10 protein-coding genes are annotated in these 14,382 nt (G+C 72.1%); 5 read left to right on the top strand and 5 right to left on the bottom strand.

Features of this window, described 5'->3' with window-relative positions; all coding sequences use genetic code 11:
• Window positions 1–9: 9 nt before the first annotated feature.
• Both ACFQUZ_RS16085 and ACFQUZ_RS16080 read right to left on the bottom strand, forming a co-directional pair.
• Entirely contained in the window at window positions 10–1,896 is a 1,887-nt protein-coding gene (locus ACFQUZ_RS16085; RefSeq protein WP_377442843.1) for a glycoside hydrolase family 127 protein, read from the bottom strand.
• Between the two features lie 131 nt (window positions 1,897–2,027).
• The gene (locus ACFQUZ_RS16080; RefSeq protein ID WP_377442841.1) at window positions 2,028–3,077 is read right to left on the bottom strand and encodes a LacI family DNA-binding transcriptional regulator; all 1,050 of its coding nucleotides are present in this window, start codon (window positions 3,075–3,077) and stop codon (window positions 2,028–2,030) included.
• Between the two features lie 420 nt (window positions 3,078–3,497).
• Between ACFQUZ_RS16080 and ACFQUZ_RS16075 the strand changes: the two genes are divergently transcribed.
• The 5 genes from ACFQUZ_RS16075 to ACFQUZ_RS16055 are packed head-to-tail and all read left to right on the top strand — an operon-like array spanning window position 3,498 to window position 11,551.
• Window positions 3,498–4,919 carry an extracellular solute-binding protein gene (locus tag ACFQUZ_RS16075; protein ID WP_377442839.1) on the top strand — a complete coding sequence of 474 codons (1,422 nt, stop codon included), beginning with the start codon at window positions 3,498–3,500 and terminating at the stop codon, window positions 4,917–4,919.
• Window positions 4,916–5,878, top strand: coding sequence for a carbohydrate ABC transporter permease (locus ACFQUZ_RS16070; protein WP_377442837.1), 963 nt, complete (start codon window positions 4,916–4,918; stop codon window positions 5,876–5,878). Before ACFQUZ_RS16075 ends, ACFQUZ_RS16070 begins: the two co-directional genes overlap by 4 nt.
• 30 nt (window positions 5,879–5,908) lie before the next feature.
• Window positions 5,909–6,760, top strand: coding sequence for a carbohydrate ABC transporter permease (locus tag ACFQUZ_RS16065; RefSeq protein WP_377442835.1), 852 nt, complete (start codon window positions 5,909–5,911; stop codon window positions 6,758–6,760).
• Between the two features lie 4 nt (window positions 6,761–6,764).
• Window positions 6,765–8,879: a hypothetical protein gene (locus ACFQUZ_RS16060; protein ID WP_377442833.1), complete on the top strand. Its 2,115-nt coding sequence runs from the start codon at window positions 6,765–6,767 to the stop codon at window positions 8,877–8,879.
• On the top strand, window positions 8,864–11,551 hold the full coding sequence (locus ACFQUZ_RS16055; RefSeq protein WP_377442831.1) for a sugar-binding domain-containing protein: 2,688 nt from the start codon (window positions 8,864–8,866) through the stop codon (window positions 11,549–11,551). The genes ACFQUZ_RS16060 and ACFQUZ_RS16055 overlap by 16 nt, the downstream gene beginning before the upstream one ends.
• A 90-nt stretch (window positions 11,552–11,641) precedes the next feature.
• On the opposite strand, the gene ACFQUZ_RS16050 is transcribed toward ACFQUZ_RS16055, so the two are convergent.
• The 3 genes from ACFQUZ_RS16050 to ACFQUZ_RS16040 all read right to left on the bottom strand — a co-directional run bounded on the left by ACFQUZ_RS16050 (window position 11,642) and on the right by ACFQUZ_RS16040 (window position 14,341).
• On the bottom strand, window positions 11,642–12,898 hold the full coding sequence (locus ACFQUZ_RS16050; protein ID WP_377442829.1) for a D-alanyl-D-alanine carboxypeptidase family protein: 1,257 nt from the start codon (window positions 12,896–12,898) through the stop codon (window positions 11,642–11,644).
• Window positions 12,899–12,976: 78 nt separating this feature from the next.
• The gene (locus ACFQUZ_RS16045; RefSeq protein ID WP_377442827.1) at window positions 12,977–13,354 is read right to left on the bottom strand and encodes a VOC family protein; all 378 of its coding nucleotides are present in this window, start codon (window positions 13,352–13,354) and stop codon (window positions 12,977–12,979) included.
• An 18-nt stretch (window positions 13,355–13,372) separates the two neighbouring features.
• Window positions 13,373–14,341 (bottom strand): DUF3500 domain-containing protein, encoded by a 969-nt coding sequence (locus tag ACFQUZ_RS16040; RefSeq protein WP_377442825.1) that lies wholly within the window; start codon window positions 14,339–14,341, stop codon window positions 13,373–13,375.
• Window positions 14,342–14,382: the final 41 nt, after the last annotated feature.

Here is a 14,382-nt window from a genome sequence, read left to right as displayed (position 1 = left end):
CTTCCGGGCTCAGTTGAGCGGCAGGAATACGCGCATCGGACCGGGTTCGCGGTTGGCCCAGGCGAAGTAGGGCACCGCGGTGACGGTGACGTCGGTCGTCGCGGTCGCCGCGCCGGACCATCGCCGGTGCGGCGGACCCGCCCCTTCGGGGCCGTCCGGCTCGGACAGCACCCGCGCGGAGGTGGTAAGCGTGGTCACGTCGCCCAGCAGGTCGGTCCGACGCGCCGGGCGCCAGTCCTCGGCGCCGGTGAGCCGGATGTCGGCGACGGGGGTGTCCGGGTGGTCCACCTGCTCCAGGCAGTAGACGATCGGTCCCCGCGTGACGGCGACCCGGTGGTGGGTCTGCGCCGCCCGCGGGTGGGTGACCAGGGGTCGCACCGGGGTGGCGAGGGTCAGTTCGACCGTGTCGCCCGGCGCCCAGGTCCGCCGGACCGCCAGGTAGCCGTCCCGGTGGTCGGCCTCGACGATCTCGCCGCCGATCCGGATCACCGGCCGTTCCTCGGCCCACGCCGGCACCGGCAGGAACAGCGTGAACTCGGCCGGCTGCTCGGGGGTCACCGTGACCGACACGGCGCCCTCCCAGGGCAGGTCGGTGGCGAGTTCGAGCCGCACCGCGGTGCCGTCGGCCAGCCGTAGGTCGGCCCGGTTGCCGATGTAGAGCTGGATCCACAACCCCTCGTCGGAGGCGGTGTAGAGGTAACCGGGCAGCGAGGCGAGCAGCCGGGCGATGTTCGGCGGGCAGCAGGCGCAGCTGAACCACTCCTGGCGCCGGTGCCGGCCCGCGTCGGCGAGCGGGTTCTGGTAGAAGAACTCGGTGCCGTCCAGGGACAGGCCGCAGAGCACCCCGTTGTGGAGCGCGGTCTCGATCGCGTCCCGGTACTCGCCCGCGCCGGTGAGCAGCAGCAGGCGCCAGGCCAGCAGGATGTGCGCGATGGCCGCGCAGGTCTCGTTGTACGCCCGGTCGGGCAGCTCGTACGCGTCGCCGAACGACTCGCCGTCCCACCGGGCGCCCACGCCACCGGTGACCGAGGTCTTGTGCCGGGACAGGTCGTGCCACAGGGCGTCGACGGTCCGCCGCAGGTCCTCGTCACCGGTCTCCAGCACCACGTCGGCCACCGCGGCGTACAGGTAGAGGGCCCGGACGGCGTGCCCGGTCACCTCGGTCTGCCGGCGCACCGGCGCGTGGTCGACCAGGTACTCGCTGCCGTCCAGCACGCCCCTGCCGCGCGAGTCGAGCTGCCAGGTGGCAAGCGTCAGCCAGCGTCGCTCGCCGGTGGCGCGGTACAGCTCGACGAGCGCCATCTCCAGACACGGATGGCCACAGGTGCCGGGCACCCGGTCCGGGGTGAACCGCTCGAAGATGTGCGCGCAGGCGCGCAGCGCCACGTCCAGCAGCTCCCGGCCTCCGGTGGTCCGGTGGTGTGCCACGGCCGCCTGCACCAGATGCCCGACGCAGTACATCTCGTGCCGTACCACCAGATCGGTCCACCGTTCACCGGCCCGGTCGACCGAGAAGTAGGTGTTCAGGTAGCCGTCGCCGGACTGAGCCGCGGCGACCCGCTTGATGACCGAGTCGAGCCGCGCGACCAGCTCCGGCGAGTCGCCCCCGGCGAGGGTCCAGGACGCCGCCTCGATCCACTTGTACACGTCCGAGTCGGAGTAGTAGCGGCCGTTGAATGGTCCGTCGTCGAGGTCGGCGGCGCGCTCGAAGTTGCGCAGCGCCCCGGTGGTCTCGCACTGTTCGTACTGCGCGGGAAGTGTCACCTCCCGGTTGCGCCGCAACCGGGGTCGCCAGAACGCGTCGGTCACCTCGACGGTACGGAGGTCGATCGGCCGGAGCCGGGCGTGCGGGCTGGCGGAGGTGTCGACGACCGGGCTGGGACGCTCGGATGGCATGCGGTCTCCCGTCGAAGAGGGTTGCGCCGTGCCCGGGACGGGTGCGGCGGGGTCGGCTGGCTGGTGGGCGGCGTGCGGAACGGCCGGTGACAGGTCGGTGCGGCCATGGACAGGAGCGGGGTCGGCGGGGGTCAGGCCTCGGGGACCAGGGGGGTGTCGTGGGTCCACTCGGTGCTGTCGCCGGGTAGAGCGGGGCAGGAGGCACGGATGGCCAGCGAGCAGGGGAGCCGGCGGACCCCTGGCTCGGCGTCGCCGTCGATGGCGGCGAGCAGGCTCTCCCCGGCGGCGCGCCCGAGCCGGTAGAGGTTCATGTCGACCGAGGTGAGCGGTGGTCGGGTGGCGGCGGCGAGCAGCGTCCAGTTGTCGAAGCCGACCAGGGCGACGTCGCCGGGGACGGCCACCCCGGCCGCACCGAGGGCGTCGGCGACACCCCGGCCGATCTGGTCGCTGCCGCAGAAGATCCCGTCCAGTCCGGGCGTGCTGGCCAGCAGGCGCTCCACCGCGGTGTAGCCGGCGCGTTCGCTGAAGCCGACGTGCAGGACGCGCTCGTCGGGCAGGTCGAGCCCGTGCTCCCGGAAGGCCCGCCGGGCCCCGGCGACCCGTTCCCGGACGGCGAGGTACGACGCCGGGCCGGTGATGTGCGCGATGGTGCGGCAGCCCTGCCGCACCAGTTGCCGGGCGGCGAGCCAGCCACCGTGTTCGTCGTCCACCGTGAGGCTGCTGTCGGCCTCGTCCCGCGAGGTGGTGTACGCGTAGAGCACGGGGAAGGGCAGGGTGCGCGGCAGCGGCGGAGCCGGGTCGGTGGCCCGACCGGTGACGATCAGACCGTCCACCCGGCGGGCCACCAGGGCGTCCACGTAGTGCCGTTCGCGGACCGCGTCGCGGCGGGCGTCGCACAGGATGAGGCTCGCGGTGTCGACCGAGAGCGCGTCCTCCACCCCGCCCAGCAGGGGCGGGGTGAACCGGCCGTAGCCGTCCCTGGTGAGCAGCCCGACGGTGAACGTCCGGCCGGTGGTCAGTGAACTGGCGTTGCGGTTGGCCCGGAAGCCGATGTCGCGGGCGATGTCGACGATGCGTTGCCGTGTCTCTGGACGCATCCGGCCCTTGCCGTTGAGCCCCTTGGAGGCGGTCGCCACCGAGACGCCCGCGGCCTTGGCGACGTCCCGGATCGTCGGCGCCATGACGACCTCCTGAGAAACTGAGTAACCGGTTGCGCATCTTCTCTGGGTGCGCTTCCACGACTCGACGCCGTTGCCCACGTCGATCTCCGCGCACCGGTCCGAGCGATCGGCCAGCACCATCCGTGGCGCTGTGGACTCGTACTATTCCCAAATTCGCGACGTTGTCAAGACCCTCGCAACCGATCGTGACGCCGCTGCGAGCGACCGTGGAGAGGGCCGCCACCAGCACCAACTAGTTCAAGATGAAAAACTGGTTTCTCACTTTTGAACCGTTGACGTGCCAGTAACGGCCTGGTTAGCGTCCATCCCTGACTCCCAGCACCTCTGCCAGCGAATTCGTCTCCGGGTCGCCCGTGCATCCCCCACCTGGCGCCTGCGTCCCGGTCCCCTCCCGACCACATCCCCGACGGCAGGAGCGACATGAACGACAAACTGACACCCGTCCGCGCGGCTACCGGCGGGATGAGTCGACGCGGCCTGCTGCGCTTCGGCTTCGGCACCGCGGCCGTCGCGGTGCTCGCCCCCGCCCTGGCGGCCTGCGGTTCCTCCGATGACGACGTGTCGGCCGACGGCGAGGTCACCCTCACGGTGGTGGGCTTCGAGGTCCCGCCCGAGGAGAAGGGGTCCGAGCTCGACAAGGCGTACAAGAAGTTCCTGGCCGACTTCCAGGAGCAGAACCCCAAGATCAAGATCCAGTCGATCCAGGCGCCGCCGAACTTCGACACACAGATCATCGTCGACCTGGCCTCGGGTAGCGCGCCGGACCTGTGGTCGCAGGACGCGTCCAGCCTGGCTCCGCTGGTCAAGCGCAACCTGCTGCTCGACATGCGCAAGCTCACCACGGCGGCGCCCGAGCTGGACCTCGACCGGTTCTTCCCCCAGGTGCTGGAGATCCACAAAGGCGAGGGCGACGCCATCCACGGGCTGCCCAACGACTTCACCCCGATGGTCGTCTACTACAACCCGGCGGTCTTCACCAAGGCGAACGTACCGGTGCCGCAACCCGGCTGGAGCTGGGACGACCAGCTCGCCGCGGCACAGAGACTCACAATCGACTCCGCCGGCCGCAACCGGCTGGACCCGGCCTTCGACGAGGGCAACGTGGTCCAGTGGGGCTACCGGCTCAGCCAGTACGCGTACCAGTGGGTCTACCGGATCTGGCAGAACGGCGGCGACGTCATCTCGCCGGACGGCACCACCGCCACCGGCTTCCTGGACGCCCCGGCCGCCGTCGAGGCCATCGGGTGGTACGCCGACCTCGTGCTCAAGCACAAGGTCGCGCCGCCGCCGTCGACCCTGGAGAAGCTGACAAACGCGGCCAACTTCAACGACCTGTTCATCGAGGGCAAGTTCGCCATGTTCGACAGCGGTCACTGGTCGCTCGTCGGACTCACCGGCGCCAAGGGATACCAGAAGGAACTCGTCGCGGTCGCCCCGCAGCCCAGGAGGACCGAGGAGGCGACCGCCCTCTACGAGTCCAGCTTCGTGCTCCGGCACGACCTGCCGGAGGCGAAGATCAAGGCCGCCGCGACGTTCGTCGCCGCCGCCACCGACCGTGGCTACCAGGACACCAAGGCCATCACCGGCATCGCCATCTCGGCCAACAAGACGGCGGCCGAGGAGTCACTCACCTCGGACAACGCCAAGTTCCCGGAGCTGGACAAGGTGTTCGTGGACGCGACCAGCCAGGGCCGGCCGCCGTACGGCTCGAAGATCGGCGCGTACCCGACGATCGAGAAGGGCCTGGACGGGATGATGGAGCAGATCCTGCGCGGCGCGTCGGTCCAGGAGCAGGTCGCCAAGACGGTCGAGCTTGTCAACCGGGAACTGAAGGCGCGATGAGCACGCTCGGCACCGCGTCGCGGACCACCGAGGCAGGCACGCCCGCTCCCCGTCGGGACGGGCGTGCCGCCGGGCGTCGCCGCCGCACCAGCGAGCGGGCCGGCTACCTGTTCATCGCGCCGGCCACCCTCCACCTGTTGCTGTTCGCGCTGGTGCCGATCGGGTTCAGCCTGTACCTGTCGTTCCACGAGTGGACCTCGCCGAGCTTCCTCAGCGCGCCCTTCGTCGGCCTGGAGAACTACCGGGCCCTGCTGGACGACTCCCCGTTCTGGCACGCCATGCGCAACACGGCGTACTTCACCCTGCTGTCGGTGCCGCTCGGGATGGCCGTCAGCCTGGCCCTCGCCCTGGTGGTGAACCGCAAGCTGCGCGGGATGAACGTGTTCCGCGCGGTGTTCTTCATGCCGGTCATCACCTCCTGGGTGGCGGTCTCGGTCATCTGGATCACCCTGTTGTCGCCGGACGCGGGGGTCGTGAACTACGTATTCGAGGTGCTCCACCTTCCCAAGCAGAACTGGTTGGACGACCCGAACTGGGCGATGTTCGCCATCGTCGTCATCTCCACCTGGAAGAGCGCCGGCTTCAGCATGGTGATCTGGCTGGCCGGCCTGCAGGCCGTACCCCGGGAGCTGCTGGAGGCCGCGGAGATCGACGGCGCCGGCAAGTGGCGACAGTTCTGGCACGTCACCCTGCCGCTGCTGGCCCCCACCACCATCTTCCTGGTGATCACCGGCGCGATCGCCGGGTTCCAGGTCTTCACCCCGATGTACGTCATCACCGAGGGTGGCCCGCTCGGCTCCACCGACGTCGCCGTCTACCACATCTACCAGCGCGCCTTCGAGGAGTTCGCGATGGGGTACGCCTCGGCGCAGGCGTGGGTGCTGTTCGCGGTGATCTTCCTGGTGACGCTCATCCAGTTGTGGTTCGTCCGCCGGCGCGGCGACCAGAACCTCATCTGACCCGGCCGCGCAACCGCGAGGAGAAACCCGATGTCCCGGCGAAAGACCCTGACCAGGGCGCTGCGCAACGTCCCGATGTACGCCATCCTGGGCCTGGTCGGCGCGTTCATGCTGGTGCCGTTCATGTGGATGCTGAGCACCTCGTTCCGGCCGTCCGGGTCGACGTTCTCCTACCCACCGCAGATCCTGCCCGACGCGCTCGACTTCACGAACTACGAGGAGCTGTTCACCCTCGCCCCGTTCGGCAGGTACTTCTTCAACAGCACGGTGGTCACGGTGCTCACCGTGGTCGGGCAGGTCGCGTTCTGCGCCACCGCGGCGTACGGCTTCGCCCGGCTGAACTTCCGGGGCAGCAAGCAGATCTTCGTGTTGTTCCTGGCCACCATGATGATCCCGTTCCAGGTCACGATGATCCCGTTGTTCCTCATCGTGTTCAAGCTGGACTGGGTCAACACCTACCAGGGCCTGATCGTGCCCGGCATCTCCAGCGCGTTCGGCATCTTCCTGCTGCGCCAGGCGTTTCTCACCATTCCGCGCGACTACCAGGACGCCGCCCGCATCGACGGGGCCAGCGAGTGGATGGTGTTCTTCCGCATCTTCCTGCCGCTGGTCAAGCCGGCGCTGGCCACGGTCGCGGTGTTCGCCTTCATGGGCACCTGGAACGACCTGCTGTGGCCGCTGCTGATCGCCCGGGACGAGGAGATGCGCACGGTCGAACTGGGGCTCGCGTACTTCAACGTGACCTCATCGGCGTACGAGCAACCCAACTGGCCGCTGATGATGGCCGCCTCGGTGGTGTCGCTGCTCCCCGTGATCGGGGTCTACCTGTTCGCGCAGCGGTACTTCGTGGCCGGTATCTCGCTCACCGGCGTGAAGGGCTGAGCGGATGACGGCGGCTTTCCCGGTCGACGACTACACCCCGCACGGCTACCTCGACGTGCCCGGCCACACCCGCAGGCTCACCCCGCGCGGCGTGCTCCGATCGCACGACGTCGGGTTCCGCTGGCACTATCCCGCGCTCGGCACCGGGTACGGCGGCCGGCGCGAGACGTACCGGGCCGGGCTGCGCATCGCGGTGGACGGCGCCCTCGCGCTCGCGGACTTCACCGGCACCCGGTCGCCGTACCACTCGAAGAACCTGATGGAGGTCGTGGCCCGGCACCCGGCGGGTACGGTGACCGCCCGGTTCCACCTGGTCGGCGAGGACGTGCTGGCCGCCCGGGTGACCGGTCGGGCCGGCTGGCGGCTCACCGTGCGGGCCGACTACCGGCGGCAGGTCTCGGCGGACCTGGGCTGGGGCGAGTCCGGCCTGGTCGGCCGCCGCACCGGCACCGGACTGGTGCTGCAGGGCTTCGAGGACGGCGAGGTCTTCGTGCTCTGGACGGCGCCGGCCGCGGCGGGCGGACCGGAACCGGTCGCGGCGGTGACCGGGTCCGCGGCGGACGCCGCCGACTGGGTGACCGGCGGCGTTCCCGCGGACACCGACGACCGGGTCACCGTGCTCGGCGGCACCGGCCAGACGGTCGAACTGTCCGGGCTGGTCGAGTACCCGGCCGGTGATCATGACCTCACGGTGCTGCTCGCCCGGGGCCGCACCGAACGGGAGGCGCGCGACCGGCTGGACCGGGCCCGCGCCGACCTCCCGGTCGCGTACGCCGCCCATGTCGCCGACGACGACCGGTTCTGGACGACCGCGCCCCGATTGGGCGGTGACTGGCCCGACCATTGGCGGCGCGGCCTGGTGTACGACCTCGAAACCCTGCGGATGATGGTCAAGCGGCCGGTGGGCGTCTACACCCGGCAGTGGGACGCCATGCAGGTGCAGGCGCCCCGGGTGGTGCTCGGCGAGGCGGCGATCGACGCCCTGCTGCTCGGCTGGGCGGACCCGGCGACGGCACAGCGGATGCTGCTCGGCACGTTCGTCGACGCGCTCGCGCCGAACGTGCCCTGCTCCCGGGAGGACGGCACGCTCAACATGGTCTCCGCCGACGGCAGCGCGTGCGGCACCGGCCCCCAGTGGGGATATCCGTGGCTGGTGGTCCAACGGCTGTACGACCGGCGGCCCGACCGGGACTGGCTGGACGCCCTGTATCCGCACCTGTCCGCGTACCTGGACTGGTGGGCGGCACACCGCACCGACGCCGACGGCTGGCTCGTGCACGCGTGCAGTTGGGAGTCCGGTCAGGACCTGTCGCCCCGCTTCGGCGACCAACCGCTCGGCGGCGGGCACCCCACCCACCACCTGCGTCCGGTCGACCTGCACGCCGCCGTGGCACACGCCGCCGCCACCATGGCCGGGTTCGCCGGCCTGCTCGGCCGGGAACGGGACGTGCCGGGCTGGCGGGCGCTGGCGGCCGAGCACGCCGACCGGGTCGCGCTGCTGTGGACCGGTCGCCGGTACGCCGACATGGACGCGCGCACCGGCGCCGGCACCGAGGTGGACGACGTGATGCTGTGGGCGCCACTGACGCTCGGGCTGGCCGGTGCCGAGCAGGCGGACGCGGTGCGCCCGGCGGTGCGGGCGGTGGACCCGGACACGCTGGTCTGGCCGATGTTCGCCTGGACGGCCATCGACGCGGCCGGCGCCGTGGGGGAGTGGGATACCGCCGCCGCCACCGCCGGCGCGATCGTCGACCGGGCGTACCGGTTCTGGGACGCCCGGACCCACGACGAGGGCCGGACGCTGCCCGGTATCGCCTGCGAGTACTGGCCGCTGTCCGGCCGCTGCGGCGGCGAGGGGTACGGCTGGGGGGCGTTCGGCGTGCACCTGGTACTCGGCGTGCTGGCCGGCATCCGGGTGACCGGTGACCGGCTCGCCGTGCGCCCCAACCTGCCGGCCGACCTGCGCGTCCCCGGCCGCCGGTACGACGTGCGGCTGACCTGTTCGGGCCGGCCGGTGCCGGTCTCGCTGCGACCCACCGACGACGGGGTCCATGTCGAGGTGGACGGCCGGGGCACCGATCTGGCCTGGGGGGAGGAGGCGACATGGCCACTGACCTGATCGGCCGCTATCCGGTGGGCCCGTGGGAGTGCCGGGTCGACGACGGCCCCGGTGCCGAGGGTCCCGGCGGGCCCTGGCGTCCGGTGCCGGTGCCGGGTTGCTGGGAGCAGACCGGCGTGCCGCTCGACCACCCCGGGCCGGTGACCTACCGCACCACGCTCGCCGTGCCCGCCGAGACGACCGGCCGGCGGCTGCGGCTGCGGTTCGGCGCGGTCAGCTACGCCTGCGAGGTAAGCGTCGACGGGCGGGAGGCCGGCCGGCACGTCGGCATGTGGGACGCGTTCGAGCTGGACGTGACCGACCTCGTCACCCCGGGCCGGTCCAGCGTGGTGACCGTGCGGGTGACCAAGCCGGCGAGCCTGACCGGCGGACCGGATTCGGCACCGGTGCCCGGCGCGTATCCGGTCACCGAGACGCTTGCCGGTTTCCTTCCCTACGTCTGGGGACACAGCCACGGCGGCCTGTGGCGGCCGGTGGAGCTGCTGGTCACCGGCGCGGCGGCGATCCGTGACCTGGACGTGCACGGGGACGCGGACGGCCGGCTGTCGGTGCGCGCCGAGTTGACCGCACCGGCCGGAGGCACCGTCACGGTGCTGGATCCGGACGGGCACACCGTACTGACCGGGCACCGGGAGTCCGGGCCGGACGGCGGGCTGGCGTTCGACCTCACCGTCCCCGAGCCGCGACCGTGGTCGCCGCGGAGCCCGGACCGGTACACCCTCCGGCTCCGGGTGGACGACGGCGACGAGCGGGAGCTGCGGATCGGCCTGCGTACGCTGAGCGCCCACGGCTCGGCGCTGCGGCTCAACGACGAGCCGCTGTATCCCCGGATGGCGCTGTCCTGGGGCTGGTATCCGGACCGGTTGTATCCCGACCCGGGGCCGGACCAAGTCCGCGCCGACCTGACCGAGCTGCGCCGGCTCGGTTTCAACGGGGTGAAGCTCTGCCTGTGGTTTCCCCCGGAGTACTACTTCGACCTGGCCGACGAGTTGGGCATGGTGCTCTGGGTCGAGTTGCCGATGTGGCTGCCCAAGCCGACCGAGCATTTCCGCCGGCAGCTGTTCGCCGAGGCCGAACGGCTGGTGCGGGCGGCCGCCAACCATCCGTCCGTCGTCCTCTGGACGCTGGGCTGCGAGCTGACCGCGGCGATCGGACCCGACCTGCTCGGCCCGCTCTACGACGCGGTCAAGCGGTGGACGCACGACGGCCTGGTCCGCGACAACAGCGGCTCCGGGGAGGCGTACGGCGGGCTGCTCGACGAGTTCGCCGACTTCGACGACCATCACTTCTATTGCGAGCCGGCGTTCTTCGGGGCCACCCTGGACCATTTCGCGCCCGCCTGGCGGGCGCCCCGGCCGTGGCTCTTCGGCGAGTTCTGCGACCTGGACACCTTCCGCGACCTGCGCCGGCTGGCCGGCACCGAGGACGGTCGGGACCCGTGGTGGACCAGCGCCGACCCGGCCGTGAACCCGCAGGGTGCCCGCTGGCAGTACGACGTGCCCCACCAGGACGAGCGACTGCGCGCTGGCCCGTTCGCCGACCGCGGCGCCGAGCTGGAACGGATCTCCTACCGGCAGGCGGTGCTGCACCGCAAGGTGACCCTGGAGGCGGTGCGGGCCCGGCCGGAGACCTCGGGATATGTGATAACCGGCGAGCGGGACACGCCGATCAGCACCGCCGGGCTCTGGGACGACCTGGGTCGCCTCAAGGTCGATCCGGCCGCCTTCGCGGCGTTCAACGGCGATCTCGTCGTCACCCTCGGCTGGGACCGCAGGCGGGCCTGGGTGGCCGGCGGTGACCGGCCGGCGCCGTGGGACACCTGGTGTTACCCGGCGGGAGCGACCGTCCGGCCACACGTCGTGCTGGCGCATCACGGGGCGGCCGGCGACACCGGTCGGGCGCAATGGGAGGTGGCGCTGGGCGGGGCGGCTCCGTTCGCCAGCGGGACGCTTGTCGCGGAGGCACCCGCCGGAGCGGTGACCGGGTTGGGGGTGGCCGAGTTCCGCGCACCGGCGGTCCTGCGACCGCGTCGGGCGACGCTACGGGTGCGGGTCACCTGCGGATCCCAGGTCACCACCAACGAGTGGCCGCTCTGGTTCCTGCCTGGTTCGTCCTGGCCGGACGCCGGTCCGGTGGCGATGGTGGATCCGGCCGGCCGGCTCGCTGATCTGGCGGCACTCGGTGCGGAGGTGGTCGGCGTGGGCACGCCGGGCGCGGTCACCGTGGCGACCACCTGGACCGCGGCGCTGCGGGAGGCGGTCGCCGCCGGTGGCCGGGCCGTGCTGCTTGTCGACCGCGCCACGCCCGAGCCGCCGTTGCCGGTGGAGCCGATGCCGTTCTGGCGGGAGGCGGTGAAAGTCATCGAGCCGCACGAGGCGTGGGACGACTTTCCCCATGACGGGTGGACCGACCTGCAGTTCGCCGGCTGCTCGACGGATCTGGCACTGGACTCCACCGCGGCGCCGGCCGGCGCCCGCCCGCTGTTGCGCCGGGTGGACACCCGGACCGCGGCGGTGCACGACTACGCCGTCGAGTTGCCCTACGGGACCGGCCGGCTGCTGGTCAGCACCCTACGGTTCGACGGGTCAGCCGGCGCCCAACCGCTCGGCCTGCGCCGTAACACCGGCGCCGGGTACCTGCTGGGTCGCTGGGTCCGCGCGCTGCACGGCTGAGCGGGGCGTCGGCCAACCGCCTCCCCGGCGGTCGGTCGGCTCAGGACCCACTCCCGGTGCGGCACGTCGGGGGGGTCGGCTGCCGCGCGCTCAGCGGGCGCGGCGCCGGCCGATGTGCCTCGGTCCACGGCGGGCCGCGAGCGCCGCCAGGACCAGGGCGATCACGCCCAACGCCGCCGCGAGCGCCAACATGACCGGGCGGCGCACCCACGAGTCGTCGGTGGGCTCGCCCACCTGGGCCGCCGCCTGTCCGCCCGGCTCCGGATCCGCCGGGGTCGGGGTGGCCGTTCCCGCTCCGGGGTCGACCAGGTTACCTACCGACGCGTCGGTGGGCAGCCCGAATCCCCAGTCGAGCAGGGCGGCGCCCTGCTGCCAGCCGCGCAGCGGGCGTGCCTCGGCCCCGAGCAGCGTGACGACGAGCCGCCGGCCGTCGCGTTCCGCCGCACCCACGTAACTGTGCCGGGCCAGGGTGGTGAAGCCGGTCTTGCCGCCCAGCGCACCCCGGTAGCGGAACACCAACTGGTTCTCGTTCTGGATCTGGAACCCGGATTTGTCCCGCGGTGGTTGCGCGGGGATCTTCGTCTGCCGGGTGAGCGTGTACCGGCGGAACGCCTCCTCGGCGAAGCAGGCCCGGGCGATAAGCGCGAGGTCGTACGCGCTGGTGTACTGGCCCGGGCCGTCGAGCCCGGACGGGGTAACCGCCCGTGTCTGACGGGCGCCCAGCTCACGGGCCTTCTCGTTCATCGCGGCGATGGTCCCGGCCACGCCGGCGTCGCCGCCGCCCAGCCGGGCGAGCACGTTCGCCGCGTCGTTGCCCGAGTTGAGTAACAGGCCGAGCCAGAGGGTTTCGACCGGATACTTCCCGCCCTCCAACAGCCCTACCGCCGAACTGCCGGGTTCGAAGTCCAGGTCCTTGCGGGTCACCGTGATGACCTGCTTCGGGTCGAGTTTCGGCAGCACGGTGGCGGCGAGCAGCAGCTTCTGTGTGCTGGCCGGTACGGCGTGCTCGTGCGGGCCGCAGCCGCCGAGCACCTGGCCGGTGTCCAGGTCGGCGACCACCCAGGAGGTCGCGGTGATGGCCGGGGGCGCTGCCGCCCCGGGTGGCGTGACGAGACCCGGCGTGGCCAACGCGGCACCGCCGACCTCGCGGTCCCGCGGGTCGGTCGGCGGTGGCGTGGGCTTCGGGGAGCGCTTGACCGCTGGCGCGGGACACGGGATCGGGGCCGCCGCCGCGTGTGCCGGAACCGGGGCCGCGGCGTTCGGCGGGATCGCCGAGATCGGGAAGGCGAGCAGGATGCCCGCTGCCGAGGCGAGGCCGCATCGAAGTATTCTGCGCGCCGCGTTCATCGCCAGCAGGGTAGCGGGCAAGATCCGCCGCGCCGCACCGGCCCCCGGAAGACCCTGCCCGACCAGCGGTTCCGCTGGTCAGCCGCCGTACGGACGGGTGATGATCTCCATGTTGTGGCCGTCCGGGTCACTCCAGTACAGCCCGCGTCCGCCGTCGTTCGTGTTGTGCTCCCGCGGTCGCTGGTGCCCGGGATCGGCCCACCACATCAGACCTCGATCCTGGATCCGGGCGAAGATCTGGTCGAACTCCTCCTCGCTGACGAGGAAGGCGTAGTGCTGGGATCGGACCGTGCCGGTCGCGGGGTAGAAGTCCAGCGATACGCCGTTGGTCAGGGCGACGACCTGGAACGGGCCGTACCGGGTCGGCGCGGGCAGGCCCAGGAGGTCGGCGAGGAACTCGGCCGAGGCACGGGGCTCGCGGGCGCTGACGATTGTGTGGTTGAACTGTACGGCCATGGCGCATGCTCCCGTTGGTCAGTGGTGTTCGCGACGGTGCCGGCGCAACAGGTCCTCGCCCCAGTCGTCGGCACGGTCCCGCCACACGGAGTGGATGTGGTTGGCGTCGTCCTGCGTGTTGTCGTACTCGATGAGGAGCGTCGGGCCGGTGACGCAGTAGTAGTGGCCGGCTCCGCGCCGCGCCGGACCGGCCCAGGCGAACTCGATCCGGCCCAGGCCCGCGTCGGACAACCCCTGCCAGTACCGCCGCGCGTACGGTTCGGGGGCCCGCTCGACATACCGGCGGATCAGCCGGAGCAGCGACTCGCGTTGCCCGGTGGTCATGTCGGCGTGCGACAGGCCGGACGGCAGCACCGACGGGTCGGCTACCGGGTCCGCGCCGGTGAGGATGTCGGCCGGCGCCAGGTCGGCGGCCACGGCCCGGGCGCGCTGGTCCGGGTCGAGCGCGGCCAGCAGCGAGCGGGCCAGTTCCTCCTCGTCGGTCAGCAACCGCCGGCCGCGGTGCGGACCGTCGAGGACCACGGCCGGCTCGGCTCCGAGGAAGTACGGCGTCACCGTCAGCTCGCCGCCGGCCACCAGCACGTGGACGGCCAGGTGGTGCCCGTTGACACGCCAGCCCCAGGGCGCCGGACCGCCCGGCTCGCCGAGGATCCGGAACCAGTACCGGTCGTCGTCCACCGGCCGTCCGGTGGCCAGCTCCCGGCGGATCCGCTCCAGGTCGATCACGCCCCGAGCCAGCCGCCTGCCCTCCGCGCCGCCGCCCGTGTCGAGCAGGGCGAGGGCACGTTCCCGCTGCTCGACGGTCATCTCACCGAGCGACAACCCGGGTCGGGGGCCGGGTAGATAGGTCCACTCCCGACGGTCGGGGGCGTCCAGGCTGGTGTGCGCGGCCCGACGGCGCGCCGGATCCAGCGCCGCCAGCAGGTCGGCGGCCGCTGTCGCCATCCGGGCGGTGGTCGTCCCGTCGGGGGCCGTCTCGTCGGTCATCCGGTGTCCCCGTGCACCGTTCGACCCTATCCCGACGTGGG

The organism is Plantactinospora sp. GCM10030261 (assembly GCF_042666615.1).
Classification (GTDB): Bacteria; Actinomycetota; Actinomycetes; order Mycobacteriales; family Micromonosporaceae; genus KBS50.
This window is presented reverse-complemented; position numbering and strand designations above follow the sequence as displayed.

Excerpts from the sequence above, each read along its gene's own strand:
- ACFQUZ_RS16085 (WP_377442843.1), bottom strand. The coding sequence starts at position 1,896 with ATGCCATCCGAGCGTCCCAGCCCGGTCGTCGACACCTCCGCCAGCCCG.
- ACFQUZ_RS16080 (WP_377442841.1), bottom strand. The coding sequence starts at position 3,077 with ATGGCGCCGACGATCCGGGACGTCGCCAAGGCCGCGGGCGTCTCGGTG.
- ACFQUZ_RS16075 (WP_377442839.1), top strand. The coding sequence starts at position 3,498 with ATGAACGACAAACTGACACCCGTCCGCGCGGCTACCGGCGGGATGAGT.
- ACFQUZ_RS16070 (WP_377442837.1), top strand. The coding sequence starts at position 4,916 with ATGAGCACGCTCGGCACCGCGTCGCGGACCACCGAGGCAGGCACGCCC.
- ACFQUZ_RS16065 (WP_377442835.1), top strand. The coding sequence starts at position 5,909 with ATGTCCCGGCGAAAGACCCTGACCAGGGCGCTGCGCAACGTCCCGATG.
- ACFQUZ_RS16060 (WP_377442833.1), top strand. The coding sequence starts at position 6,765 with ATGACGGCGGCTTTCCCGGTCGACGACTACACCCCGCACGGCTACCTC.
- ACFQUZ_RS16055 (WP_377442831.1), top strand. The coding sequence starts at position 8,864 with ATGGCCACTGACCTGATCGGCCGCTATCCGGTGGGCCCGTGGGAGTGC.
- ACFQUZ_RS16050 (WP_377442829.1), bottom strand. The coding sequence starts at position 12,898 with ATGAACGCGGCGCGCAGAATACTTCGATGCGGCCTCGCCTCGGCAGCG.
- ACFQUZ_RS16045 (WP_377442827.1), bottom strand. The coding sequence starts at position 13,354 with ATGGCCGTACAGTTCAACCACACAATCGTCAGCGCCCGCGAGCCCCGT.
- ACFQUZ_RS16040 (WP_377442825.1), bottom strand. The coding sequence starts at position 14,341 with ATGACCGACGAGACGGCCCCCGACGGGACGACCACCGCCCGGATGGCG.